The 24,557-nt window shown below is 70.2% G+C and carries 20 protein-coding genes, 1 pseudogene and 1 riboswitch; of the genes and pseudogenes, 15 read left to right on the plus strand and 6 right to left on the minus strand.

Annotated elements, in window-relative coordinates; translation table 11 throughout:
* Window positions 1-41 precede the first annotated feature (41 nt).
* The 8 genes from shc to ACZ3H8_RS04415 all read left to right on the plus strand — a co-directional run bounded on the left by shc (window position 42) and on the right by ACZ3H8_RS04415 (window position 9,041).
* Window positions 42-2,054: a squalene--hopene cyclase gene (shc, locus tag ACZ3H8_RS04380; RefSeq protein WP_467397196.1), complete on the plus strand. Its 2,013-nt coding sequence runs from the start codon at window positions 42-44 to the stop codon at window positions 2,052-2,054.
* On the plus strand, window positions 2,054-2,713 hold the full coding sequence (locus tag ACZ3H8_RS04385) for a phosphorylase family protein (RefSeq protein ID WP_467397199.1): 660 nt from the start codon (window positions 2,054-2,056) through the stop codon (window positions 2,711-2,713). The genes shc and ACZ3H8_RS04385 overlap by 1 nt, the downstream gene beginning before the upstream one ends.
* Before the next feature lie 5 nt (window positions 2,714-2,718).
* Window positions 2,719-3,741 carry an adenosyl-hopene transferase HpnH gene (gene hpnH / locus ACZ3H8_RS04390; RefSeq protein ID WP_398982469.1) on the plus strand — a complete coding sequence of 341 codons (1,023 nt, stop codon included), beginning with the start codon at window positions 2,719-2,721 and terminating at the stop codon, window positions 3,739-3,741.
* A 4-nt stretch (window positions 3,742-3,745) separates the two neighbouring features.
* Entirely contained in the window at window positions 3,746-4,912 is a 1,167-nt protein-coding gene (gene ispG / locus ACZ3H8_RS04395; RefSeq protein WP_467397202.1) for a flavodoxin-dependent (E)-4-hydroxy-3-methylbut-2-enyl-diphosphate synthase, read from the plus strand.
* Window positions 4,913-4,936: 24 nt separating this feature from the next.
* Window positions 4,937-6,823 carry a 1-deoxy-D-xylulose-5-phosphate synthase gene (dxs, locus tag ACZ3H8_RS04400; RefSeq protein ID WP_467397205.1) on the plus strand — a complete coding sequence of 629 codons (1,887 nt, stop codon included), beginning with the start codon at window positions 4,937-4,939 and terminating at the stop codon, window positions 6,821-6,823.
* Window positions 6,820-8,232, plus strand: a complete 1,413-nt coding sequence (locus ACZ3H8_RS04405; protein ID WP_467397208.1) for an aspartate aminotransferase family protein — start codon at window positions 6,820-6,822, stop codon at window positions 8,230-8,232. Before dxs ends, ACZ3H8_RS04405 begins: the two co-directional genes overlap by 4 nt.
* Window positions 8,233-8,299: 67 nt before the next feature.
* Window positions 8,300-8,890: an XRE family transcriptional regulator gene (locus tag ACZ3H8_RS04410; RefSeq protein ID WP_467397210.1), complete on the plus strand. Its 591-nt coding sequence runs from the start codon at window positions 8,300-8,302 to the stop codon at window positions 8,888-8,890.
* Window positions 8,891-8,909: 19 nt separating this feature from the next.
* Complete coding sequence (locus ACZ3H8_RS04415) at window positions 8,910-9,041, plus strand: DUF6126 family protein (RefSeq protein WP_307659941.1); 132 nt, start codon at window positions 8,910-8,912, stop codon at window positions 9,039-9,041.
* 21 nt (window positions 9,042-9,062) lie between these two features.
* On the opposite strand, the gene ACZ3H8_RS04420 is transcribed toward ACZ3H8_RS04415, so the two are convergent.
* A complete protein-coding gene (locus ACZ3H8_RS04420) occupies window positions 9,063-9,875 on the minus strand; it encodes a tyrosine-protein phosphatase (RefSeq protein ID WP_467397213.1) in 813 nt (270 codons plus the stop codon).
* 181 nt (window positions 9,876-10,056) lie between these two features.
* On the opposite strand from ACZ3H8_RS04420, the gene ACZ3H8_RS04425 reads away from it, so the two are divergent.
* From ACZ3H8_RS04425 to ACZ3H8_RS04440, 4 genes and pseudogenes are all read left to right on the plus strand, one after another.
* Window positions 10,057-12,162 (plus strand): alpha-galactosidase, encoded by a 2,106-nt coding sequence (locus ACZ3H8_RS04425; RefSeq protein WP_467397216.1) that lies wholly within the window; start codon window positions 10,057-10,059, stop codon window positions 12,160-12,162.
* 521 nt (window positions 12,163-12,683) lie between these two features.
* Window positions 12,684-12,838: riboswitch (cyclic di-AMP (ydaO/yuaA leader) on the plus strand.
* 2 nt (window positions 12,839-12,840) lie between these two features.
* Window positions 12,841-13,803 (plus strand): M23 family metallopeptidase, encoded by a 963-nt coding sequence (locus ACZ3H8_RS04430; RefSeq protein ID WP_467397218.1) that lies wholly within the window; start codon window positions 12,841-12,843, stop codon window positions 13,801-13,803.
* 160 nt (window positions 13,804-13,963) lie between these two features.
* Complete coding sequence (locus ACZ3H8_RS04435; protein ID WP_467397220.1) at window positions 13,964-14,755, plus strand: SGNH/GDSL hydrolase family protein; 792 nt, start codon at window positions 13,964-13,966, stop codon at window positions 14,753-14,755.
* A 45-nt stretch (window positions 14,756-14,800) separates the two neighbouring features.
* Window positions 14,801-14,934, plus strand: a pseudogene (locus tag ACZ3H8_RS04440) (DUF6745 domain-containing protein); the annotation flags it as partial.
* Here ACZ3H8_RS04440 and ACZ3H8_RS04445 read toward each other — a convergent pair.
* From ACZ3H8_RS04445 to ACZ3H8_RS04465, 5 genes are all read right to left on the minus strand, one after another.
* On the minus strand, window positions 14,925-15,803 hold the full coding sequence (locus ACZ3H8_RS04445; RefSeq protein ID WP_467397957.1) for a carbohydrate kinase family protein: 879 nt from the start codon (window positions 15,801-15,803) through the stop codon (window positions 14,925-14,927). The pseudogene ACZ3H8_RS04440 and the gene ACZ3H8_RS04445 overlap by 10 nt on opposite strands.
* Window positions 15,804-15,908: 105 nt before the next feature.
* Window positions 15,909-16,529, minus strand: a complete 621-nt coding sequence (locus tag ACZ3H8_RS04450; protein WP_467397222.1) for a TetR/AcrR family transcriptional regulator — start codon at window positions 16,527-16,529, stop codon at window positions 15,909-15,911.
* Between the two features lie 111 nt (window positions 16,530-16,640).
* The gene (locus tag ACZ3H8_RS04455) at window positions 16,641-17,819 is read right to left on the minus strand and encodes a glutamate dehydrogenase (RefSeq protein ID WP_467397223.1); all 1,179 of its coding nucleotides are present in this window, start codon (window positions 17,817-17,819) and stop codon (window positions 16,641-16,643) included.
* Window positions 17,816-19,603 carry a thiamine pyrophosphate-dependent enzyme gene (locus ACZ3H8_RS04460; RefSeq protein ID WP_467397226.1) on the minus strand — a complete coding sequence of 596 codons (1,788 nt, stop codon included), beginning with the start codon at window positions 19,601-19,603 and terminating at the stop codon, window positions 17,816-17,818. The genes ACZ3H8_RS04455 and ACZ3H8_RS04460 overlap by 4 nt, the downstream gene beginning before the upstream one ends.
* A 316-nt stretch (window positions 19,604-19,919) precedes the next feature.
* Window positions 19,920-20,489: a carboxymuconolactone decarboxylase family protein gene (locus ACZ3H8_RS04465; protein ID WP_467397229.1), complete on the minus strand. Its 570-nt coding sequence runs from the start codon at window positions 20,487-20,489 to the stop codon at window positions 19,920-19,922.
* 138 nt (window positions 20,490-20,627) lie between these two features.
* Here ACZ3H8_RS04465 and ACZ3H8_RS04470 point away from each other — a divergent pair, with 138 nt between their 5' ends.
* The 3 genes from ACZ3H8_RS04470 to ACZ3H8_RS04480 all read left to right on the plus strand — a co-directional run bounded on the left by ACZ3H8_RS04470 (window position 20,628) and on the right by ACZ3H8_RS04480 (window position 24,556).
* On the plus strand, window positions 20,628-21,089 hold the full coding sequence (locus ACZ3H8_RS04470) for a PPOX class F420-dependent oxidoreductase (protein ID WP_467397232.1): 462 nt from the start codon (window positions 20,628-20,630) through the stop codon (window positions 21,087-21,089).
* A gap of 142 nt (window positions 21,090-21,231) precedes the next feature.
* Window positions 21,232-22,416 (plus strand): MBL fold metallo-hydrolase, encoded by a 1,185-nt coding sequence (locus ACZ3H8_RS04475; protein WP_467397234.1) that lies wholly within the window; start codon window positions 21,232-21,234, stop codon window positions 22,414-22,416.
* Between the two features lie 403 nt (window positions 22,417-22,819).
* A complete protein-coding gene (locus tag ACZ3H8_RS04480) occupies window positions 22,820-24,556 on the plus strand; it encodes a sensor histidine kinase (protein WP_467397237.1) in 1,737 nt (578 codons plus the stop codon).
* Window position 24,557: the final 1 nt, after the last annotated feature.

Here is a 24,557-nt window from a genome sequence, read left to right on the forward strand (position 1 = left end):
ACCCCAGCACAGCAGAGAACCACTGCAACGAAGGGGAAGCCATGACAGCGACGACCGACGGAAGCAGCGGGCCCGCGGGGGCCGGCGCAGCCGCGGCCAGCAGAACAACCGACACTCATCCTGCCGAGCGCCCCGCCCCGAGTGACGTCCTCGAAGCCGCCGGACTGGCCGCACAACGTTCCGTCGAGCATCTGCTCGGTCGCCAGGACGCCGAGGGCTGGTGGAAGGGCGACCTCGAGACCAATGTGACCATGGACGCCGAGGATCTGCTGCTCCGTCAGTTTCTCGGCATCCAGGACGCGCGGACCACCGAGGCGGCCGCCCGCTTCATCCGGGGCGAGCAGCGCGACGACGGCACCTGGGCAACCTTCTACGGCGGGCCCGGCGAACTCTCCGCCACCATCGAGGCATACGTCGCGCTCCGGCTGGCCGGCCACCGGCCGGACGATCCGCACATGGCGCGCGCCTCCGCCTGGATCAGGCAACGGGGCGGCATTGCGGCGAGCCGGGTCTTCACCCGGATCTGGCTGGCCCTGTTCGGCTGGTGGAAGTGGGACGACCTTCCCGAACTGCCGCCCGAACTGATCTTCCTGCCCAAGTGGTTCCCGCTGAACATCTACGACTTCGGCTGCTGGGCGCGCCAGACCATCGTGCCGCTCACCGTCGTCTCGGCGAAGCGGCCGGTGCGGCCCGCGCCCTTCGCGCTCGACGAGCTGCACACCGACGCCCGGGTGCCGAACCCGCCCAAGCCCCTTGCTTCCGCGGCGAGTTGGGACGGATTCTTCCAGCGTGCCGACAAGGCGCTGCACGTGTACCACAAGGTCGCACCGCGCCGGCTGCGCGGAGCGGCCATGAACGCCGCAGCGCGCTGGATCATCGAGCGCCAGGAGAACGACGGCTGCTGGGGTGGCATCCAGCCGCCCGCCGTCTACTCCGTGATCGCCCTGCATCTGCTCGGCTACGACCTTCAGCACCCCGTGATGCGGGCCGGTCTTGAGTCGCTCGACCGGTTCGCCTTATGGCGCGAGGACGGCGCGCGGATGATCGAGGCCTGTCAGTCGCCCGTCTGGGACACCTGCCTGGCCACGATCGCCCTCGCCGACGCCGGGCTTCCGGCGGATCACCCCGCGCTGGTCAAGGCCGCCGACTGGATGCTGGCCGAGGAGATCGTACGGCCCGGCGACTGGGCCGTACGCAGACCTCAACTCGCGCCCAGCGGCTGGGCGTTCGAGTTCCACAACGACAACTACCCGGACATCGACGACACGGCCGAGGTGATCCTCGCCCTGCGACGGGTCAAGCACCCCGATCGGCAGTCGGTCGACGCGGCGGTCGCGCGGGCCGGCGCCTGGACCCTCGGGATGCAGTCCAGGAATGGCGCCTGGGCCGCGTTCGACGCAGACAACACCAGCGCTTTCCCCAACCGGCTGCCGTTCTGCGACTTCGGCGAGGTCATCGACCCGCCGTCGGCGGACGTCACCGCGCATGTCGTCGAGATGCTGGCCTACGAGGGCAAGGCCCAACACCCCCGTACCCGGCGTGGCATCGAGTGGCTGCTTGCCGAACAGGAGCTCAGCGGCGCCTGGTTCGGGCGCTGGGGCGTCAACTACGTATACGGAACAGGGTCGGTGGTTCCCGCGCTGACCGCGGCCGGGCTGCCTGTCTCGCACCCCGCGATCCGCCGGGCCGTCCGCTGGCTCGAATCCGTCCAGAACGACGACGGAGGCTGGGGCGAGGACCTGCGCTCCTATCGCGAGCAGCAGTGGATCGGTCACGGCGCCTCCACCGCCTCCCAGACCGCCTGGGCCCTGCTCGCGCTGCTCGCGGCGGGGGAGCGGGAGAGCAAGTCGGTCGAGCGGGGCGTGGCCTGGCTCGCCGAGACCCAGCAGGCGGACGGGTCCTGGGACGAGCCGCACTTCACCGGCACCGGCTTCCCCTGGGACTTCTCCATCAACTACCACCTCTACCGGCAGGTCTTCCCGCTCACGGCACTGGGCCGCTATGTGCACGGCGAGCCCTTCGCCGACCGCGCAGACAGCCGCGAGGGGGGCTGATGGAAGGATCCCCGGAGCCGTCGTCCGGTGCCGCCGCGCCGCTGCTGATCGCCTGTGCGCTCGGCATCGAGAAGCTTGCCCTGCGCAGCGGCGACCGCAGCGGCGCACTCGGCCCGGTGACGGTGCTCCGTACCGGCATGGGGCCGCACAACGCGGAGCGTGCCGTGCTGGGCGCACTGGGCGGTGACGGGCCGCTGCGGAACGCGGCGGTCGTCGCCTCCGGCTTCTGTGCCGGGCTCGCCCCCGGGATGCACCCCGGGGACCTGGTCGTCGCCGACGAGACCCGGCACGCCGTCGGCGCCACGGCCTGTACGGATACGGAACGGCTGGTCAAGGCGGTGGCCAGGGCCGTACCCGGACGCACCGTGCACACCGGCCCGCTGATCGGGTCCGACCATGTCGTGCGGGGTCACGAGCGGGCCGACCTGCGCGCCACCGGGGCGATCGCCGTGGACATGGAGTCCGCGGCCACGCTCCACGGTGCCCTGAGTACCGGGTCCCGTCCGGTTGCGGCCGTCCGGGTGGTCGTGGACGCTCCAGAGCATGAACTCGTCCGGATTAGCACGGTCCACGGTGGAATATCAGCTTTCCGTGTTCTTCGTGCCGTCCTTCCTGCTTTCTTTGAATGGCACCGTTCTTTTCTGCTCCCCAGGAGGTGAGCTAGATGGCCATGCCGCTCCGTCAGACCATCAGGGTCGGGACGTATCTCTTTGAACAGAAGCTCCGCAAGCGTGAGAAGTTTCCGCTCATCGTCGAGCTGGAGCCGCTCTTCGCCTGCAATCTGAAGTGTGAGGGCTGCGGGAAGATCCAGCACCCGGCCGGGATTCTGAAGCAGCGCATGCCGGTTGCGCAGGCAGTCGGGGCGGTGCTCGAGTCCGGGGCCCCAATGGTCTCGATCGCGGGCGGTGAGCCGCTGATGCACCCTCAGATCGATGAAATCGTGCGGCAATTGGTGGCCAAGAAGAAGTACGTATTCCTCTGCACCAATGCCATGCTGCTGCGCAAGAAGATCGAGGAGTTCACCCCTTCTCCCTACTTCGCCTTTGCCGTGCACATCGACGGGCTGCGCGAGCGGCACGACGAGTCGGTCGCCAAGGAAGGCGTGTTCGACGAGGCGGTGGAGGCGATCAAGGAGGCCAAGAAGCGCGGCTTCCGGGTCACCACCAACTCCACCTTCTTCAACACCGACACCCCGCAGACCGTCATCGAGGTGCTCAACTACCTCAATGACGACCTGAAGGTGGACGAGATGATGATCTCGCCCGCGTACGCCTACGAGAAGGCGCCCGACCAGGAGCACTTCCTCGGCGTGGAGCAGACCCGCGAGCTCTTCAAGAAGTCCTTCGCGGGCGGCAACCGGCGGCGCTGGCGGCTCAACCACTCGCCGCTCTTCCTCGACTTCCTCGAGGGCAAGGCGGACTTCCCGTGCACGGCGTGGGCGATCCCCAACTACTCGCTCTTCGGCTGGCAGCGCCCCTGCTATCTGATGAGCGACGGATACGTCCCCACCTACCGGGAGCTCATCGAGGAGACCGACTGGAGCAAGTACGGCCGCGGCAAGGACCCGCGCTGCGCCAACTGCATGGCGCACTGCGGCTACGAGCCCACCGCCGTCCTCGCCACCATGGGCTCCCTCAAGGAGTCCCTCAGGGCGGCGCGCGAAACCGTCTCGGGAAACCGCGGGTGACGTGATGTCCGCTGGAGAGCCAGTCGCACTGGGGCTCCCGGAGCTGCCGGCCCGGCCGATCGCGATGCGCCGCACCTCGCGGCGTATCCAGGTCGGTTCCGTGGCCGTCGGCGGGGACGCCCCCGTATCGGTGCAGTCGATGACGACCACGCGCACCTCGGACATCGGCGCGACGCTGCAGCAGATCGCGGAACTGACCGCGTCCGGCTGCCAGATCGTACGAGTGGCCTGTCCGACCCAGGACGACGCGGACGCGCTCGCCACCATCGCGAGGAAGTCGCAGATCCCCGTCATCGCGGACATCCACTTCCAGCCGAAGTACGTGTTCGCGGCGATCGACGCCGGGTGCGCGGCGGTGCGGGTGAACCCGGGCAACATCAAGCAGTTCGACGACAAGGTCAAGGAGATCGCCCGCGCCGCCGGCGAGACCGGCACCCCGATCCGGATCGGCGTCAACGCCGGTTCGCTCGATGCCCGGCTGCTCGCCAAGTACGGCAAGGCGACCCCCGAGGCGCTCGTCGAGTCCGCGCTGTGGGAGGCGTCGCTCTTCGAGGAGCACGGCTTCCGCGACATCAAGATCTCGGTCAAGCACAACGACCCGGTCGTGATGGTCAACGCCTACCGGCAGCTGGCCGCCGCCTGCGACTATCCGCTGCATCTCGGCGTGACGGAGGCCGGACCCGCCTTCCAGGGCACGATCAAGTCGGCCGTCGCCTTCGGCGCGCTGCTCAGCGAGGGCATCGGCGACACGATCCGGGTCTCGCTGTCCGCCCCGCCCGCCGAAGAGGTCAAGGTCGGCATCCAGATCCTGGAGTCCCTCAACCTCAAGCAGCGCCGCCTCGAGATCGTCTCCTGCCCCTCCTGCGGCCGTGCCCAGGTCGATGTCTACAAGCTCGCCGACCAGGTCACGGCGGGCCTTGAAGGCATGGAGGTGCCGCTGCGCGTCGCCGTCATGGGATGTGTCGTCAACGGCCCGGGCGAGGCGAGGGAAGCGGACCTCGGAGTGGCGTCGGGCAATGGGAAGGGTCAGATCTTCGTCAAGGGTGAGGTCATCAAGACCGTGCCCGAGTCGAAGATCGTCGAGACCCTCATCGAAGAGGCGATGAAGATCGCCGAATCCATGGAGGACGCAGGGGCGGCCTCGGGGCCGCCCGCCGTCACCGTGAGCTGAACAGCATGCGAAGGGGGTCCGACCGTGACGATTCTTGAGAGCATCCGGGGGCCGCGCGATCTCAAGGCGCTGACCGATGCGGAACTCGAGGAACTCGCCGAGGAGATCAGAGAGTTCCTGGTGCATGCGGTGGCCAGGACAGGGGGGCATCTGGGCCCCAACCTCGGGGTGGTGGAGCTGACCGTCGCCCTGCACCGGGTCTTCGACTCGCCCGTCGACCGCATTCTGTGGGACACCGGGCACCAGAGCTACGTACACAAACTGCTGACCGGCCGACAGGACTTCTCCAAGCTGCGCGGCAAGGGCGGGCTCTCCGGCTACCCCTCCCGCGAGGAGTCCGAGCACGACGTCATAGAGAACTCCCACGCGTCGACGGTCCTGGGCTGGGCGGACGGTCTTGCCAAGGCGCATCAGGTGCTGGGCAGCAGTGATCATGTCGTCGCGGTCATCGGCGACGGCGCGCTCACCGGCGGCATGGCCTGGGAGGCGCTCAACAACATCGCCGCGGCGAAGGACCGGCCGCTGATCATCGTCGTCAACGACAACGAGCGCTCGTACGCCCCGACGATCGGCGGCCTCGCCAACCACCTGGCCACACTCCGTACGACCGACGGCTACGAACGGGTGCTGGCCTGGGGCAAGGACGTTCTGCAGCACACCCCGGTCGTCGGGAAGCCGCTGTACGAATCGCTGCACGGCGCGAAGAAGGGGTTCAAGGACGCCTTCGCGCCACAGGGGATGTTCGAGGATCTCGGCCTGAAGTACCTGGGGCCGATAGACGGGCACGACATCGCGGCCGTCGAATCCGCGCTGCGCCGGGCCAAGCGCTTCCACGGGCCCGTACTGGTGCACTGCCTGACCGAGAAGGGCCGTGGCTACCAGCCGGCCCTGGAGGACGAGGCTGACCGCTTCCACACCGTCGGGGTGATGGACCCGCTGACCTGCGAGCCGCTCGCGCCGTCCAACGGGCCGTCCTGGACTTCGGTGTTCGGGGACGAGATCGCCGCGATCGGGGCCGAGCGGCCGGACGTCGTGGCGATCACGGCCGCGATGCTGCACCCCGTCGGCCTGACGAAGTTCGCCGAGCGGTTCCCCGACCGGGTGTGGGACGTCGGGATCGCCGAGCAGCACGCCGCGGTCTCCGCGGCCGGGCTCGCCACCGGCGGGCTGCATCCCGTCGTCGCTGTATACGCCACCTTCCTCAACCGCGCCTTCGACCAGCTGCTGATGGACGTCGCCCTGCACAAGTGCGGGGTGACATTCGTACTCGACCGGGCGGGCGTCACCGGCGTCGACGGTCCGTCCCACAACGGCATGTGGGACATGTCGATCCTGCAGGTCGTGCCCGGGCTGCGGATCGCCGCGCCGCGCGACGCCGACCGGCTGCGTGCGGAGCTGCGCGAGGCCGTCGATGTGGACGACGCGCCGACCGTGCTGCGCTTCCCGAAGGAGTCGGTGGGCGAGCCCGTCGAGGCGATCGGGCGGATCGGCGGGATGGACGTACTGCACCGGGCGGACGACGCCGATGTGCTGCTGGTGTCGGTGGGCGCGCTCGCGCCCGTCTGCCTGCAGAGTGTCGAGCTGCTCAAGGGCCGCGGCATCGCCTGCACCGTCGTGGACCCGCGCTGGGTCAAGCCCGTCGACGAACAGCTCGCGCCGCTCGCCGCGCAGCACCGTCTGGTGGCCGTCGTGGAGGACAACAGCCGCAACGGCGGGGTCGGTTCGGCCGTCGGGCAGGCACTGCGGGACGCCGGCGTGGATGTGCCGCTGCGTACCTTCGGCATCCCCGAGCAGTTCCTCGCGCACGCCAAACGCGGCGAGGTACTCGCCGACATCGGGCTCACCCCGGTGGAGATCGCGGGACGGATCAGTGCCGCCATGGCGGTCAAGGAGAGGAGAGCCGAGGAATGACCGAGCCGCCGACGGGCACGGAGCCGCTCAAGGGTTTCGATCTGGCCCGACTCCTCGCGGAGCGCGGGGCCGACCGGTATGAGCTTCATGCGCGACATCTCAACCACCAGTTGCCGCGCATGCTGCACACCATCGGCTTCGACAAGGTCTACGAACGGGCCGAGGGCGCGTACTTCTGGGACGCCGACGGCAACGACTATCTCGACATGCTCGCGGGCTTCGGGGTGATGGGGCTCGGCCGGCACCACCCGGTCGTACGCAAGGCGCTGCACGACGTCCTGGACGCCTCGCTCGCGGACCTCACGCGCTTCGACTGCCAGCCGCTGCCCGGGCTGCTCGCGGAGAAGCTGCTGGCGCACAGTCCTCACCTGGACCGGGTGTTCTTCGGCAACAGCGGTACGGAGGCGGTGGAGACCGCGCTGAAGTTCGCCCGGTACGCCACCGGGAAGCCGAGGATCCTGTACTGCTCGCACGCCTTCCACGGGCTGACCACCGGATCTCTGTCGGTCAACGGGGAGGCGGGGTTCCGGGACGGATTCGCGCCGCTGCTGCCCGACACCGCGATCGGGCTCGGCGATCTGGCCGCGCTGGAGCGGGAGTTGAAGCGCGGCGATGTGGCGGGCTTCGTCGTGGAGCCGATCCAGGGCAAGGGCGTGCACGCGACGCCCCCCGGGTTCCTGCACGCGGCCCAGGAACTGCTGCACAAGCACAAGGCGCTGCTGATCGCGGACGAGGTGCAGACCGGCCTGGGCAGGACCGGCGACTTCTACGCGTACCAGTACGAGGAAGGGGTCGAGCCGGATCTGGTCTGTGTGGCGAAGGCGCTCTCGGGCGGTTACGTACCGGTCGGAGCGACCCTCGGCAAGGACTGGATCTTCAAGAAGGTCTACTCGTCGATGGACCGGGTGCTGGTGCACTCGGCGAGTTTCGGATCCAACGCCCAGGCGATGGCCGCCGGGCTCGCCGTCCTCTCGGTGATCGAGGACGAGCAGGTCGTCGCCAATGCACGGATGACCGGCGAACTGCTGCGCTCCCGGCTGGCGGCGCTCGTCGACCGCTATGAGCTGTTGCACGAGGTGCGGGGGCGCGGCCTGATGATCGGCATCGAGTTCGGCCGGCCGGACTCGATCAAGCTGCGCAGCCGCTGGACCATGCTGCAGGCGGCCCGCAAGGGTCTCTTCGCACAGATGGTCGTGGTGCCGCTGCTGCAGAAGCACCGGATCCTCACTCAGGTCTCCGGCGACCATCTGGAAGTGATCAAGCTGATTCCGCCGCTGACCATCGGTGAGCGGGAGGTCGATCGGTTCGTGGCGGCCTTCACGGCCGTGATGGACGACGCCCACGGCGGCGGCGGGCTGATGTGGGACTTCGGCAGGACGCTGGTCAAGCAGGCGGTCGCCAACCGCTGACTTTCGGCACTTTTGCCTCTGAGGCAAGAAATTTGCCTCAGAGGCAGGTTCCTGGCCCAATGGGCATATGAGCACCCCTGCCGGAGGGGCGGCGGACACCTCGCTGCCCGATGTCGCACCACGGCTGCGTGATCTGCGCCGCCGTCGCGGTCTCACCCTGGAAGCGGCCGCCCAGCGTGCGGGCCTCTCGCCCGCCCACCTCTCGCGTCTGGAGACGGGCCACCGCCAGCCGTCGCTGCCGATGCTGCTGGGGCTCGCCCGCATCTACGGTACGACGGTCGCCGAGCTGCTCGGCGAGTCGGCGCCGGAACACGAGCCCATCATCCGCACCGGTCGCGGGGAGACCGCGGCGGCCGACGGCTGGACGTACCACCGGGCAGGCGGTCCCGGCCGGGCGATGCAGGCCCTGCGGCTGGTGGTCCCGTACGGCAGCCAGGGCGATGTGGTCCGGGTGCATCCCGGCGAGGAGTGGCTGTATGTCCTCGACGGGCGGCTGCGGCTGGGCCTGGGCGAAGCGGTGCACGAGCTGAGCCCCGGGGACAGCGCGCACTTCGACTCAATGACCCCGCACCGCATCGCGGCGGCCACACGCGACGGGGTCCAGCTGCTCTTCGTGCACACGCTGCTGCAGAGCCCCGACTTCCATCCGCATGCCTGACACACGTGAGAGGTCTGCCATGTCCAAGCACAACGAAGAGGGGAAGTTCCCCCGAGGGCTGGTGATCCGGCTCTTCGCCTACCTGGTGGCGGGTCATCTCTTCGCCGCCTTCCTCTATCTGCTCTTCCTGCTGGGCGGCCAGAACCAGTAGCGCGGAACCGGTGAGCCCGGCTCAGGCCTCGTCGAGGAGCCGGTCGCGGAGCCGCTCGCGCGTCTGCGGGCTCACCTTCAGGCCCTCGGTGAGGTAGCGCTCGGTGGTGCCCCAGGTCTGCTCGATCGTTTCGAAGGCCGCGCTCAGGTACTCGGCCCGCGCGTCGAAGAGCGGGGACAGCAGCTCCATCACCTCCGGGGACATCGCGGCCGGGGACTTGTCGCTGCGCCGGACCAGGTAACGGCGGTGCGGGTCATTGGACTTGAGGTAGTCCGCCTCGATGGCCTCCCGCTCGACGCCGACCGCCAGCAGCGAGACGGCTACCGACAGACCGGCGCGGTCCTTGCCCGCCGCGCAGTGCATCAGGGCCGGGACGCTGTCCTCCGCGAGCGCGTGCAGGACCTTGCTGTGCTCGTCGGTGCGCTGCTTGATGATCGTCCGGTACGAGGCCGACATCCGCCCCGCCGCCTTGCCGTCCGAGAGGATCGACCGCAGCTGGTCGAGGTCGCCGTCCCGGACCATCTTCCAGAACTCGGCGCCGTCGGCCGGGTCGGTCAGCGGCAGATTCACATTGCGTACGCCGGGCAGCTCGACGTCGGGGCCCTCCAGCCGCATGTCCGCCGCGTTACGGAAGTCGAAGATCGTGTGCAGGCCCAGCGTGCCGAGGAACGAGGCGTCGGACTCGGTCGCGTGCGCGAGATGGCCGCTGCGGAAGAGCCGGCCGTGCCGCACCTTCCTGCCGTCCACTGTCGGCAGGCCGCCCACGTCCCGGAAGTTGCGCACTCCGGCCAGCTCTGGCTCTGTCGACGGGACCTGCGGCAGCTGCTGCGTCACGGGGACTCCTGAAGTGACTGCCGTCGGCGCTGCTCGCCGACGATGGCGCGTTCCCGACGATACGACACCGCTTCATCAGGCAATCATCTCGACCGTCTCCCGCAAGGCCGTTGCACCGGCAGCGGTCCCCGTCGGATGATGTTCGGGCCTGTGCGGACCTGTGAGTATCTGAGGGGTCGGGATGATCGAGAGCGTTGGCAAGGGGCGTACGTGGGTTCTCTCCGGACCCACGAGCAGTTATGCGCTGCACCTCACGGACGACGACGAACTGCTGCATCTCCATTGGGGGCCCCGGATCTCCGGCGCCGACGCGGAGGCACTCGCGGACCGGGTACTGCCGCCCTACTGGCCCTTCGAGTCGCAGCTCGACGGGCACGAGGAGTACCCGGTCGAGGGCGGACCCCGCTTCGTACGCCCGGCGCTCTCCGTCCGTACGCCACAAGTACGCGGCACGGAGTGGACCTTCGCCGGTCACGCGGTGGACGGCGACGAACTGCGGCTCCGCTTCGCCGACGCCGTACATGGCCTCGGCCTCACCCTGCACCACCGGATGCGCGATGACGCGGACGTCATCGAGCGCTGGGTCACCGTCGCCCACGAAACCGTCGCCCACGACGGGGACGGCCCCGACCTGGAGCTGCTGCGGGCCGACTCTGCCGCCTGGACGCTGCCGCAGCGCGAGCGCTGGCGGCTCAGCCAGCTGCACGGCCGCTGGGCCGCCGAGTCGCTGCTCGTACGGTCGGAGCTGACGTACGGCGAGAAGGTGATCGGCAGCCGTCGCGGCCACACCGGGCACCAGCATCTGCCATGGGTCGCGCTGGACGCGGAGGGGGCCACGGAGGAGCGCGGCGAGGTGTACGCCTGCGCCCTCGGCTGGTCCGGGTCCTGGCGGATCTCCGTACAGCAGCTGCCCGACGGACTCGTGCAGATCACCGGCGGCGCGGGCTACGACGAATCGGGACTGCTGCGGCTCGCGCCCGGCCAGTCGTACACCTCGCCCGTCTTCGCCGGACTGTGGACCGACGGCGGATTCGGCGGGGCCAGCCGGGCCTGGCACGCCTGGCAGCTGGCGCATGTCATCCCCGACGCGGCGACCGAGCGGCCCGTCCTCTACAACTCCTGGGAAGCCACCGGTTTCGACATCTCCGAGGAGCAGCAGCGGGCCCTCGCGCAGCGGGCCGCGGCGATGGGCGTCGAGCTGTTCGTGGTGGACGACGCGTGGTTCGGGCAGCGCACCAGCGACCGCGCCGGGCTCGGCGACTGGACGCCCAACGCCGAGCGCTTCCCAAAGGGACTGGGGCCGCTCGCCGACGAAGTGCAGGCGCTGGGGATGCAGTTCGGCATCTGGGTCGAGCCGGAGATGGTCAACGCCGACAGCGACCTCTACCGCGCGCACCCCGACTGGGTGCAGCACCACCCGGGCCGCGCCAGAACCGAATTCCGCAACCAGCTCGTGCTGAACCTCGCGCGCAAGGACGTACAGGACTATCTCTGGGAGCAGTTGGACACGCTGCTCAGCAGTGCACCCATCGACTATGTGAAGTGGGACTTCAACCGCTGCTTCACGGACGCCGGATGGCCCGGCGAGGAGTACCCGCAGAAGCTGTGGGTCGAGCATGTGCACGCGCTGTACGCACTCCTCGACCGGTTGCGGGCCGCGCATCCGTCCGTCGCCTTCGAGTCCTGCTCGGGCGGCGGCGGCCGGATCGACCTCGGCATCCTCTCCCGTACCGACCAGGTGTGGACCTCCGACAACACTGATCCGCTGGACCGGCTCGCCATCCAGCAGGGCTTCACCCAGCTGCACCCGGCGCGGGTCATGGCGGCCTGGGTCACCGACAGCCCCAATGTCCAGCTCAACTGCCGGTTCAGCACGCTCCGCTTCCGCTTCGTCAGCGCGATGGCCGGTGTTCTCGGGGTCGGCGGCGACCTCACCGAGTGGACCGACGAGGAGCTCGCAGAGGCACGCGGCTGGGTGGACCTGTACAAGAAGATCAGGCCGCTGGTGCAGCACGGCGAGCTGCACCGGCTGCGGGCGCCGGAGGGCGGGCTGAGCGCCGTGCAGTACGTACGCGGCGACGAGAGCGTTGTCCTCGCCTGGCTGCAGGCGCAGCACTACGGCGAGCAGCCGCCCAGGCTCAGGCTGCGCTGCCTCGACCCGGCAGCCGCCTACGAGTGCCTGGACACCGGCGCCGTACACCGGGGGGCCGTACTCGTGCACCACGGATTGCACACCGGGCTCAAGGGCGACATGGACGCCACCGTGATCCGGCTGCGCCGCCGCTGACCCGGCTCCGCCGCTGACCCGGCTCCGACTCTGACCCGGACTCGGCCGGCCTCGGTACCCCGCTGCGACCACCCCCGGCACCTGCGGCACTTTGTCCTATTTTGCGGTCAAGGATGGGAAATGGTCGTCGAGGAAGGCGGCGGGACCCGGTGGAATTCCTGCGACGTTGGCAGGAATTGGGAGGTAAGTGCGACCGATCGGTCGATAGTCATTAAATGACACTTCTGTCCGAATTGGCCGGTTCGGCATAACGTGCCCCATCTACAGGGGAGATGGGGTCCGGCCCGTGAGCAGGATCATATCCGTGACGGTGCGTGGTGGTACGGCGGAGCCGAACTCCGTTGCCGGAGGGACAGTTGAGATCCGGTCGAGATCCACATTTTACGGAGGGTAACCGGAATTCTGGGGCGATATCGCACGGATCATTGGCCCGGGAAAGTGATGGCTTGTACCCGCCCGTCCCTCTCGCTTACGTTCCCGTCAATCCGGACGGACCGCCTAATCCTGCCGCCGACCGGAATTCGAAAAATCCACCCACGCGTGGCAGGAGCGGGGGACCCAGGTAGTTCGCCATTCCGGAGTTCCGGATGGCTCGGGGTTTAGTCGCGCATTGCGCGGCCGGGCATCTCCAGCCCGAACCCGACAGCTCACCTCGTAGGCGCCGGAGAGGAATGCGCCATGCCCGCAAAGGGTAAGCACCGCCGTCCCAAGACCAGCCCGATCACGCGCGGCTTCGTCGCCGCCGGCACGGGTGGCGCCGCCATCGCGCTTCCGCTGATGGGTGCCACCGGCGCCCACGCGGCGGGCAAGACCGCTCCCGCCGTGGCGCCCGCTACGGCAGTGACCGCCGCCGCGGCCCCGGTGGCAGCCAAGCCGGCCACCGTCCCCACCACGTACTCCGTCGTCTCCGGTGACTACCTGGCCAAGATCGCCAAGGAGCACGATGTACGCGGCGGCTGGAAGAAGCTGTACGAGGACAACCGTGAGCAGGTCGGCGACAACCCGTCGCTGATCCACCCGGGCCTCAAGCTGACCCTCGGCGCGAAGTCGAAGGCGAAGGCTCCGGAGAAGGCGCAGCCGCGCCAGGAGAGCCAGGACCGGTCCAAGTCCAGGGCCGAGTCCAAGGCTGAGTCGAAGGCTGCGTCGAAGTCCAAGGCCGCCTCCGACTCCGTCTCGGACTCCTCCGCACAGTCCTCCTCCGGCGACTCCGCGAGCGCCTCGCAGGCCGGCAGCTCCGGCTTCACCGCCCCCGTCGACGGCGCGACCGTCACCACCTCCTACCGCATGACCGGCGCCATGTGGTCCAGCGGCTACCACACCGGTGTCGACTTCGCGGCCTCCTCCGGCACCACTGTCAAGGCCGTCGGCGCGGGCACCGTCGTCTCCGCCGGCTGGGGCGGCGCGTACGGCAACGAGGTCGTCATCCAGCACAGCGACGGCAACTACTCGCAGTACGCCCACCTCTCCTCGCTCGCCGTCTCCGCCGGCCAGAGCGTGAGCGGTGGGCAGCAGATCGGCCTCTCCGGCTCCACCGGCAACTCCAGCGGCCCGCACCTGCACTTCGAGATCCGCACCGGCCCGAGCTACGGCTCGGATGTCGACCCGCTGGCGTACCTGCGCCAGTACGGCGTCTCCATCTGAGGCGCAGACGGCACACCGTTGTCGACTCCCCCCGTCCGGCGGCGTGGGGGAGTCGGCGTATTCCGGGTTGGACGAAACTTGACCGGTGGCAAAGATCACCCCTCGTCAACCCTTCCTTACGGTCGCGTAGGTCACATCCGTAAGGGAAAGATGTGGTCTCGTGGCAGACGATTCGAGAACAGGGAAAAAGGGTGCATTCGGGTCGTACGCGGCTATCGGTGACAGCTTCACCGAGGGCGTCGGAGACCCGGGTCCGAACGGGATGTACGTCGGCTGGGCGGACCGGTTCGCGGTCCTGCTCGACGACCGGACGCCGGAGCACACCTTCAGGTACGCCAACCTCGCCGTACGCGGGCGTCTCCTTGACCAGATCGTCGAGGAGCAGGTACCGAGGGCGAAGGAACTCGCCCCGGATCTGGTGACGTTCTGCGCCGGCGGCAACGACATCATCCGGCCTGGCACCGACCCCGACGACGTGGCCGAGCGCTTCGAGCGCGCCGTCGCCGACCTCACGAGCGCGGTCGGCACGGTCATGGTGACCACCGGATTCGACACCCGCGGGGTGCCGGTGCTGCGCCATCTGCGCGGCAAGATCGCCACGTACACCGCGCATGTAAGGGCCATCGCCGACCGCTACGACTGCCCCGTCCTCGACCTCTGGTCGCTCAAGTCAGTCCAGGACAGGCGGGCCTGGGACACCGACCGGCTGCATCTGTCGCCCGAGGGACACACCCGGGTCGCGCTGCGCGCCGCCCAGGTACTCGGACTCGATGTGCCCGCCGACCCCGACCAGCCGTGGCCGCCCCAGCCGCCGCGCGGCCCGTTCGAAGTGCGCCGTGACGACATCCACTGGGCGCGCGAGCACCTGGTGCCGTGGATCGGCCGACGGCTGCGCGGCGAGAGCTCCGGCGACCATGTCGAGGCCAAGCGCCCGAACCTGCTGCCCCTGTGACGGCGGCGGGGTGGGGTGCTCGGCACCCGCGACCCCGCCCGCGGCGCGGCTCCCGAGCCGGACGGCAGCCACCGCACCTACTGGCTGCGGGTGCCGCCCACGACCCGGACCGCGAAGGAGGGGTCGCCTGGACCTTCGGGCTGCAGGCGGACGCGTACGAACCGGTGCGTCAGACCTGAGGCGGGACGAGTCCGGCGGGGCCGATCAGTGCCCCGCTGCCCTCGGCCGTGCAGGCGTGGGCGCCCGCCAGTGAGCCCAGCCTCGCGCTCTCCTCCAGGTCGCGGCCGGACAGCCGCCCGTACAGGAAGCCGCAGACATACGCGTCCCCCGCGCCGTTGGAGTCCACCACCGGTGCTGGCGGAACCACCGCGGGGATCGGGCGTGGGGTGCTGCTGCCGTCGCGGGTGAGGAGGTACGAGCCGCCTGCGCCCGCCGTCGCGACCACCGCCTGGGCCCGTCCGTCGCGCAGGATCTCCCGCATCACCGAGGCTATCCGCTCGCGCGCGCCCACCGTGCTCAGGAAGACCAGGTCCGAGCGGAGCGCGAACTCCCGGTGGTGGTCGGCCAGTCCGTCCCAGTCGTGCAGGTCTGTGGAGACCGGTACGCCGAGCGCCTCGATGTCGTCGTAGAGGAACCGCGCGAAGTTCACGATCGAGAGATGGACGTGGCGGGCCCGCCGCAGATGTGGGAGGTAGAAGTCGCGCGGCATCCGCAACTCGCCCGGATCGCGGGCGTCATAGAAGGACATGCGGCGGCCCGCGGGGTCGACGAGGTTGACCGCGCGGCGGGTCCCGGTGGGGGAGAGGAGCGGCTCGAAGGCCACCCCGCCCTCGGCGAGCCGTGCGCGGACCTGCCGGCCCGGCCAGTCGTCGCCGATGTAGTCGAGGAGGGTGACATTCAGCCCGAGGGCCCGGCAGCCCAAGGCCACATTGCCGCCGGTGTGGCCCGGCGATTCGCGGATCGGGCCGACTCCGACGGAGTCCGAGAGCGGGACCGGCAGGGAGTCGACGCGGACGACCGTGTCCACGCCGCTGCCGCCGACGACCAGCACATCGTGAGGGAGAGGATCTGTCTGCTGAGACTGAGACTGAGACTGCGGCTGCTGAGACACAGTTGCCAAGTATGGGGGAAGAGGCTGTGCGCGCATGGCCGTTCAGCGAGCGGCGGCAGTGAGCTCGGCGCGATCCACGCCAAGCTCACGGGCGAGCGCCTCGTCGGTCCATTCCAGCATCGCCGCGCGCGACAGCGATCCCGCGTACGAGGTCATCTGCACGGCGAGCCCGTCCAGAAACGCCGTCAGCCGCCAGGCCGTTGCCGCCGGGTCCTCGCACGGGAACTCGCCCGCCGCCGCGCCTTCCGCGATGACCTCGGTCAGGGCGGCCTTCCACTGTTGGTCGAGATCGCGGGCGACCTCCCGCAGCGTCGGCTCCCGCAGCGCGGCCGCCCAGCCCTCGATCCACAGCCGCCAGCCCTTGGCCGTCCCCGTCGGCGCGTACCAGCGGACCGCGGCCCGCAGTCGGCGCAGCGCGGATGTGCGGCGGCCCAGCAGTTTGCGCAGATGGGCAAGGTCACCGTCGGCCGCGTGGGTGAAGGCGGCCGCGACGAGCTTCTCCTTGGTCGAGAAGTGGTAGAGGACCAGGGCATTGCTCACGCCGAGGGCGGAGGCGACATCGGCGATGCGCACGGCCGCCACACCACGTTCCTCAATCTGCTCGACAGCAGCACCGAGCAGCTCCTCACGCCGCTCCGCCACGCTCAACCGGACTCTCGACACGACATCACCCTACACAGCTGATCTTGGGTGGCGTTGTGCGGCGACTGCGCCCGTCCGCCGGTGCCCGCACTCCGTGCGCGTCGAGTTCGAGCGAAGCCCCCCGGCGCGCCGTCATCTGTACCAGCCGAAGCGCTCGGCGATCACCGGCAGCCGGTCGGCGACGATCGCGTGCGCCGCGGCCCGCGGAGTCGTCCCGTCCGCCTCCGCGCGCGCCAGCATCTGGTCGATCAGGGCGCGCATCGAGCGACGCGTGTACGCGAACGCCTCGTCCGCGTCGGCGGCGATGTCACCGAACAGCGTCCACCACCACCACGCGTTCGTACCGGAGTTGACGACGACGTCCGGCAGTACGGTGATGCCGCGCCGCGCGAGCAGCTCCTCCGCGTCCGGCAGCACCGGCATGTTCGCCGCCTCGACAATCCAACGGGCCGTGATCTGCGTCTGGTTGGCGGTGTCGACGGCGTACGAGACGGCAGCCGGCACCAGTACCTCCGCGTCGATCGACAGCCACGCGTCGCCCGGCAGCTCGAGGTCGTCCGGCCGCAGGGCCGTCCGGTCGACCGTGCCGTACGAGTCGCGGGCCGCCAGCAGCGCATCGACGTCCAGGCCGGCCGGGTTGGCGACGGTCCCCTTGACGTCGGCGACAGCGACGATCTTCAGCCCGGCGCGAGCGAGGAAGCGGGCACTGGCCCCGCCCATCGTGCCAAGTCCCTGGATGCTGACGCGCGTTCCTTCGTACGCGACACCCGCCCGGTCGAGCGCGACCAGCACGGACTCGGCGACGCCGCAGCCGCCTACGAGTTCGTCGAGCCCGATGCCGTCCACCTCGACGGCGAAGGCGTCCGCGAGCCGTCGGCGCGCGGTGGCCTCTTCGTCGAGCAGCGGGTAGACGGCCTGGATGGAGGAGACGAGCCCCGCCTCGGCGGCTGCGCGGTCGACGGTGTCCTGGGTGAGGCCGAGGTCTTCGCCGGTGGTCCACATCGTCTCGACGTACGGGCGCACGGCGCGCAGATAGCGGACCAGGATGCCGTACGCCTGCGGGTCCTGCGGGTCGCAGTCGATGCCGCCCTTCGCACCGCCGAGCGGGATGTAGCGGCCGTCGGGGTTGTAGTGCAGGGCCTCCTTCATCGTCATCCCGCGGGCCAGCCCGGCCACCTCATCCAGCGTGCAGCCCTCGCGCATCCGCAGACCGCCGCTGGAGACCCCGCGCACGAGCCGGTCGACGACCAAGTGGCCCTGGCGGCCGGTGACATGGTCGGTCCAGGTGAGCGACAGCAGGGGAGTGGTCATCGGGCGGTCTCCTCGGGAACGGTGATCACGGTGGGGCCGGGGTTGCCGAGGGCCCGGGTGAGGGCGGCGGCGAGCGCTTCGGGGGTCGCGGCGTGCTCGCCGTGTCCGCCGTAGGCGCGGGCGAGGGCGGGCAGGTCGACGGGCGCGAGGTCGACGGCGGCCGGGGCGTCGCCGCGCGCGGCCATCTCGTCGCGGATCTCGCCGTAGCCGCCGTTGTCGAACACGACGACGGGCAGCGGGAGCCGGAGCTGGGCGGCGGTGGCGAGCTCCTGCACGGAGAACTGCAGCCCGCCGTCGCCGCTGAGCGCGACCACCTGCCGGTCCGGGTCTGCGGTCTTGGCGCCGATCGCTGCGGGCAGCGCGTAGCCGAGGGTGCCGAACCCGGTGGGGTGCAGATAGCGGGCGTCGGGACCGACGGGCAGATGCGGGAGCGCGCCGTAGTAGCAGCACTGAGCGCTGTCGGAGGTGATGACGGCATCGGCTGCGAGGACGGTACGGATCGCCCGTAGATACGGCAGCCAGCGGGCGTCCCGGTCCCGGGTCTCGGCGTCCCGCGCGAGACGCAGCTCGGCGACCTGCTCGGCGGCGCTCGGGGCGGCGGTTTCTTCTGCGCGGGCGTCGGGGGCGAGCCGCAGCTCGGCGGCGCCGGCCGTTCCGCTTTCCGCGTCCCGGTCGCCGCTCCCGGTGTCGCGTACGAGCCGCAGTTCCGCACCGCGCGGCATCATCGCCCCGGCATCCCGCGCCGGACGCTGCGCGCTGACGCCGCGCCCGCCCGGCTCGCCGCCACCCGCTCTCCGGTACACGGACAGCAGCGTGCCCACCACCCGCTGTGCGTCGCCCACCAGCGCCACGTCCGCCGGGATCGCCGCGTACATCTGTGCGGGGTCCAGGTCGACGCGTACCAGCGTGCCGTTCAACGTCGGTGGCGCCGACCACAGATCGGACTCGGCCAGCTCGGTCCCCACGGCCAGCACCACGTCACGCCTCGCCAGCCACTTCTGGACGACCTGGCTGTGCAGCGAGACACCGAGCGACAGCGGATGGGACTCGTCCACGACGCCCTTGCCATTGGCGGTGGTGATCACCGGCGCGGCCAACTCATCTGCCAGGACGAGCAGTTCAGCTGCGGCCCCACGCGCGCCACCGCCCAGTACGAGCGCGGGACGCCGCGCCGCGCGCAGGGCGTCGACGGCCCGCCGGATCTCGCCCGAAGTGGGTGCGGCGAACGCGGCCGGCGGGGCGGTCCGTACCGCTCCGGCCTTCTCCGCGGCCTCGAGCAGATCCAGCGGAATCTCGATGTGCACGGGTCGCGGCCGCGCCGTGCCGAAGAGCGTGAACGCCCGGGCGACCGCCACGCCGATCTCGTCGACCGTCGACACCCGGTGGCTGAACGCCGCGACACCCCGCAGCGCCTCGCTCTGGCTGCGCATCTCGTGCAGCAGCCCGGTCGACTGGCGCGGGTGGCGCAGCGGCATCCCGGGAGAGACGACGAGCAGCGGCACGCTGTCCGAGTAAGCCTGGCCGACCGCCGCCGCGATGTTCAGCAGGGCGGGCCCCGTGGTGGTGATCGCGACCCCTGGCCGCCCGCTGACCCGGGCGTACGCATCGGCCGCGTACCCCGCGCCCTGCTCATGGCGCGGCGTCACATGCGCGACCCCGTAGGCGGCGAGATGCCGGTAGATCTCCAGGTTGTGCGTGCCCGGAATCCCGAAGGCCTGGGTGACGCCGTGCGCCGCCAGCGCCCGTACGACGGCTTCGCCGCCCGTCAGAGTCGTCGACGCCATGTCACATGCTCCTCGAGATGATCAGCCGCTTGATGTCCGAGGTGCCTTCCTCGATCTCCTCCAGCTTGGCGTCCCCGCATCCACGGCTCCACGGGGAACTCGCGCGAATACCCCCATACGCCCAGCGTCTGGTCCTGAGCGTGTACGCCCAGCGTCCGGCCCTGAGCGGGACCAGCTCGGGGAGGGAGCTCGGACATGGTGCCTCCAGGCACGACGGACGCAGTAACTGAACCGTCAGTCAGTATCTGGAGGAGCGAGCTCTCCTGTCAACATGATCGTCAACAAACTCGCCGGGCGGACCGCACGGTCGTCGCGGTCAGGCGGCCGTGGAGCGCCGACGGGCCGGAATCTCGCAGTTGTCCTTGAAGCCCTGACTGGTCAGCCCCAGTGCGGAGTTCATCCGCGAGCGCAGGTTCTCCACCGCCACCATCGCGGTCAGCTCGACGAACGCGGCCTCGCCGAGAGCCGTGAGCAGCCGCTGCGCCAGCTCGTCCTCGACCCGCGGCGGATTGGCCGTCATCGCCTCCGCGTACTCCATGACATCGCGCTCCAGCGGAGCGTAGACATCACTGTCGCGCCACATCGGTACATCCTGGAGCTTGCGCACGTCCATGCCGTGCCGCCGGCTCTCCCAGTGGCCGAAGTCCATGCACCAGCTGCACCCGATCGAGGCGGCCGACGCCATCACCGCCAGCGTCTTGAGGGTGGGGTCGAGGTTCTTCCACTTCGCCACCGACTGCTCGAAACGGAGATCCGACCACAGCACCCGCGGGTTGTGAGCCAGCGCCCGGGCGGGGTCGAGGACCTTTCCGTACACGCGCCTGGAGTACCACTCCGTGGCACGGAAGAGGAGCGAGCGGCGCGGGGTGAGCGAGATACGGGCCATGACGAGCCTCCTGACGTGTGGTCGACGCCTTTTGGCGACGGCCTTTCACGCCTATGACGGACGGCTCGGCCCGGATGTGACATCGCAGGCGTAAGGAATTTCAGGAACACCCGCACGGAGGCAGGCGTTCCTGTGGTCATGACGGACATCGACGCACAGCAGGACGCGCAGCGGGACGCGGAGGCCGCCCTCCTCGAGCTGATCGCGGAGTACGACGGAGGCGTGCTGGCCACCATCAAGCGGGATGGCAGGCCACAGCTGTCCAATGTGAACCACGCCTACTACCCGCACGAGCGGATCATCCGGGTGTCCATCACCGACGACCGGGCCAAGGCCAGGAACCTGCGCCGCGACCCGCGCGCCGGCTACCACGTCACCAGCCCCGACCGCTGGGCCTGGACCGTCGTCGAGGGCACGGCCGAGCTCTCCCCGGTCGCTGCCGACCCGCACGACGCCACCGTCGAAGAGCTGATCACCCTCTACCGCGACGTGCAGGGCGAGCACCCGGACTGGGACGACTACCGGCACGCGATGGTCCGCGACAAGCGCCTGGTGCTGCGGCTGCACGTCGAACGGGCCTATGGCCAGCCGCGCCGCTGAGCCCTTCACCGGTGCCGGTGACCGTCACCGCCGGCACACCCAGGGTGACGCCGACCAGCACGAGCACGGTGTGCGGTCCCCGCGCGTTCGCACTGTCGTACCCCCCGCACATAATAAAAAGACCCCGAAACCTGGAGGTGCCGTGACCGGCGCTGACTCCCCCCACCCCCCTCTCAGCTCCCGGCTGCGCTCGCTGCGACCCGCCGCGTTCGGTGCCGACCCGGCCGGAGAGCGGTGGGAGCGGATCCGCCGCTCGCCGAACTTCTCCGACGGGTCCTTCCAGAACCCGGTGGGAGCCAGGACCAGGCCGTCCGGCGGCTCCATGATCGAGTTTGCCAAGATCTACTTCCGCAAGGAGACGCGGGCGCGCCGGTCCCCCGTCGGTGTGGTGCCTGTGCACCCCACGACCCTCGCCGACCTGGCGAAACCGCCGGCCTCCGGGCTGCGGCTCACCTGGATCGGTCACTCCAGCGTCCTCGCCGAGATCGACGGTCGGCGAGTTCTCTTCGACCCGGTCTGGGGCGAGCGCTGCTCACCCTTCTCCTTTGCCGGCCCCAAGCGGCTGCACCCTGTTCCCGTGCCGCTTGCGGATCTGGGCCCGGTCGATGTCGTCGTCATCTCCCATGACCACTACGACCACCTCGATCTGCCCAGCATCCGCGCCCTGGCCTCCACGGACACGGTCTTCGCGGTGCCGCTGGGCGTCGGCGCGCACCTCGAGCGCTGGGGAGTGCCCGCCGACCGGCTGCGTGAGCTGGACTGGAACGAGTCGACGGAAGTCGCCGGTATCCGGCTGACCGCCACCCCGGCCCGCCACTTCTGCGGCCGCGGGCTGCGCAACCAGCAGCACACACTCTGGGCGTCATGGGCCGTCACCGGCCCGGAGCACCGGATCTACCACAGCGGCGACACCGGATACTTCCCCGGCTTCAAGGACATCGGCGCCGAGCACGGCCCCTTCGACGCCACCATGATCCAGATCGGCGCGTACAGCGAGTACTGGCCGGACATCCATATGACGCCCGCCGAGGGCATGCGCGCCCACCTCGACCTCCAGGGCGGGCAGCCGTCCGGCGTGATGCTGCCGATCCACTGGGGGACGTTCAACCTCGCGCCGCACCCGTGGGCCGAGCCCGGCGAGGGTACGGTCGCGGCCGCGGCCGCCGCGGGCGCGCCCATAGCGCTGCCGCGACCGGGCGAGCCGTTCGAGCCGACCGCCGAGGGCGTTCCGTCCGAGCTGTGGTGGCGTGCGGTGGCGACCGTGCCCGTCGAAGGCTGGGCCACCTCCGGCGGCACGGGCAGCCCCGAGGTGGCGCCGACCGCCTGATCCGCGAGCGTCCGGCCCCTGCCGGTCCGGCCCCCGCCGCCGAAGCGGCGACGGGGGCCGGCCGAGCGTTTTCGGGCAACAGTGCGGGGCCTCATACCAGAGCGGGACGAATGTCGGGCAAGTTTGTCAACTGCCCGTCGCACGTGCCCGTTTGGCGACTACCGTGTGTGGCCGGTGATCAACGGGCGGCTCATATTGCGTACCGATATTTCGTTCGATATCGCGTAAGCGGAGCCGTCCGCTGAGCCGAAGCAGACCAGTACGCCGATTCCTGGGGCCCCACGTACCAAGGACGCTGATGTCTCAACTACGCGCACCCGCCGCGCGGCCGGACCGCCGTGAGGGCGGGCGCCACGGCCGGCCAGGCGCCCGCTCCCTGTCGTCAGCGGGAAGGTCGCATCCCGTGCCGTCGTCGCCGGAAGCCCGTATACGCCCTCAACTCCTGCGGACCGCAGCCCTGCCGGCGGTCGTCGCCGCGCTCAGCGGCGCAGCCGCGGTGATATTCACGATCCGCATCGCCACCCCTCAGCCATCCGCCAGTCTGTGGGCGGTGCTCACCGCCTCCGCCGTGGTCGCCATGGCCGCCGTGGCGGCGGCGGCGATGGGTGCGGACCGCATGGCCAAGTCCGTACTCGACCGGTGCGCCGACCTGCGCAGCTCCAGCGCGCGCGGGCAGGCGGACCTGCGCACCGTCGTCGAGCAGCTCAGACGGGGGGAGGCGCCGCCTGCCCGCGGTACGCCTTCGCCCGCCCCGCCCGGCGGGGACGAATTCGACCTGCTGACCCAGGAGTTGAGCCGTTCGCACGAAGCCGCGGTGGCGGCGGTGGTGCAGGCGTCCCGGCTCTCCAGCAGCGTCGGCAACGAACAGAAGGTCGAAGTCTTCGTCAATCTGGCCCGGCGGCTCCAGTCGCTGGTCCACCGGGAGATCCAGCTACTCGACGAGCTGGAGAACGAGGTCGAGGACCCCGAGCTGCTCAAGGGCCTCTTCCATGTCGATCACCTCGCCACCCGCATCCGCAGGCACGCGGAGAACCTCGCCGTCCTCGGCGGCGCGATCTCCCGGCGGCAGTGGTCCAACCCGGTCACCATGACGGAGGTGCTCCGCTCCGCGATCGCCGAGGTGGAGCAGTACCCCAGGGTCAAGCTGGTGCCGCCGATCGACGGCACACTGCGCGGCCACGCCGTCGCCGACGTGATCCACCTGCTGGCCGAACTGGTCGAGAACGCCACGCTGTTCTCCGCCCCGCACACCCAGGTGCTGCTGCGCGCCTCGCACGTCACGGCCGGACTCGCCGTCGAGGTCGAGGACCGTGGCCTCGGCATGCCGGTCGGCGAGCAGAACAAGATGAACGCCCTGCTCGCCGACCCCGACCAGGTGAATGTCGCCCATCTGCTGCAGGACGGGCGGATCGGCCTCTTCGTCGTCTCGGCGCTGGCCCGCAGACACGGCATCGCGGTCCGGCTCCAGTCCAATATCTACGGCGGCGTCCAGGCCATCCTCGTACTGCCGCAGGGGCTGCTCGGCTCCGAGCCGGAACGACTTGCTCAGGCGGCCGACGCCGTGTCCGAAGCCGGGCACGACCCAAGCGGCCGGACGGCCGTCCCCCGGGCGGCCGCGGCGCAGTTCCCCTCGATCCCGCAGCAGCCGCACTCCCCGCCGTACCTGGATCAGCTCCAGCCGCAGCACCGGCAGCAATCGCAGCCGCAGACGCAGCTACAACCACAGTCACAGCCGCAGCGCGAGACGGTGCACGCCACACTTGGCGCGGGCCCCCTTCCTGTACGTGGAGAGCACGCCGACAGGCCCAACCCGGCTGCCGCCCTCCCGGGCGCCGACCACTCGGCGCCGCAGGGGAGTTCGCCCGCCGAGTCCGCCCACACCACCCCTGAGCCGCCCGCAGGCGGGGTGGTCCGCGGCACCATGGGCCGCCCCCAACTGCCCCGACGCCGCAGTCAGGAACACCTCGTCCCCCAGCTCAGGGACGCCCCGTCGCTCCGCAAGGACGACGACCACGCCCTCCACGACCCGGGCTTGATGGCGGCCTTCCAGCGGGGCATCGGACTGGCCGAGTCCCATTCCCCCGCGGACCCCGGCCCACAGCCCGGACCGCAGCGCCACGACAACACCTCCAAGGAGTAGA

The sequence above is a fragment of the Streptomyces sp. NPDC002868 genome (assembly GCF_055563295.1).

Coding starts and splice junctions, on each gene's coding strand:
- shc (WP_467397196.1), top strand. CDS start 42: ATGACAGCGACGACCGACGGAAGCAGCGGGCCCGCGGGGGCCGGCGCA.
- ACZ3H8_RS04385 (WP_467397199.1), top strand. CDS start 2,054: ATGGAAGGATCCCCGGAGCCGTCGTCCGGTGCCGCCGCGCCGCTGCTG.
- hpnH (WP_398982469.1), top strand. CDS start 2,719: ATGGCCATGCCGCTCCGTCAGACCATCAGGGTCGGGACGTATCTCTTT.
- ispG (WP_467397202.1), top strand. CDS start 3,746: ATGTCCGCTGGAGAGCCAGTCGCACTGGGGCTCCCGGAGCTGCCGGCC.
- ACZ3H8_RS04405 (WP_467397208.1), top strand. CDS start 6,820: ATGACCGAGCCGCCGACGGGCACGGAGCCGCTCAAGGGTTTCGATCTG.
- ACZ3H8_RS04410 (WP_467397210.1), top strand. CDS start 8,300: ATGAGCACCCCTGCCGGAGGGGCGGCGGACACCTCGCTGCCCGATGTC.
- ACZ3H8_RS04415 (WP_307659941.1), top strand. CDS start 8,910: ATGTCCAAGCACAACGAAGAGGGGAAGTTCCCCCGAGGGCTGGTGATC.
- ACZ3H8_RS04425 (WP_467397216.1), top strand. CDS start 10,057: ATGATCGAGAGCGTTGGCAAGGGGCGTACGTGGGTTCTCTCCGGACCC.
- ACZ3H8_RS04430 (WP_467397218.1), top strand. CDS start 12,841: ATGCCCGCAAAGGGTAAGCACCGCCGTCCCAAGACCAGCCCGATCACG.
- ACZ3H8_RS04455 (WP_467397223.1), bottom strand. CDS start 17,819: ATGACCACTCCCCTGCTGTCGCTCACCTGGACCGACCATGTCACCGGC.
- ACZ3H8_RS04460 (WP_467397226.1), bottom strand. CDS start 19,603: ATGGCGTCGACGACTCTGACGGGCGGCGAAGCCGTCGTACGGGCGCTG.
- ACZ3H8_RS04465 (WP_467397229.1), bottom strand. CDS start 20,489: ATGGCCCGTATCTCGCTCACCCCGCGCCGCTCGCTCCTCTTCCGTGCC.
- ACZ3H8_RS04470 (WP_467397232.1), top strand. CDS start 20,628: ATGACGGACATCGACGCACAGCAGGACGCGCAGCGGGACGCGGAGGCC.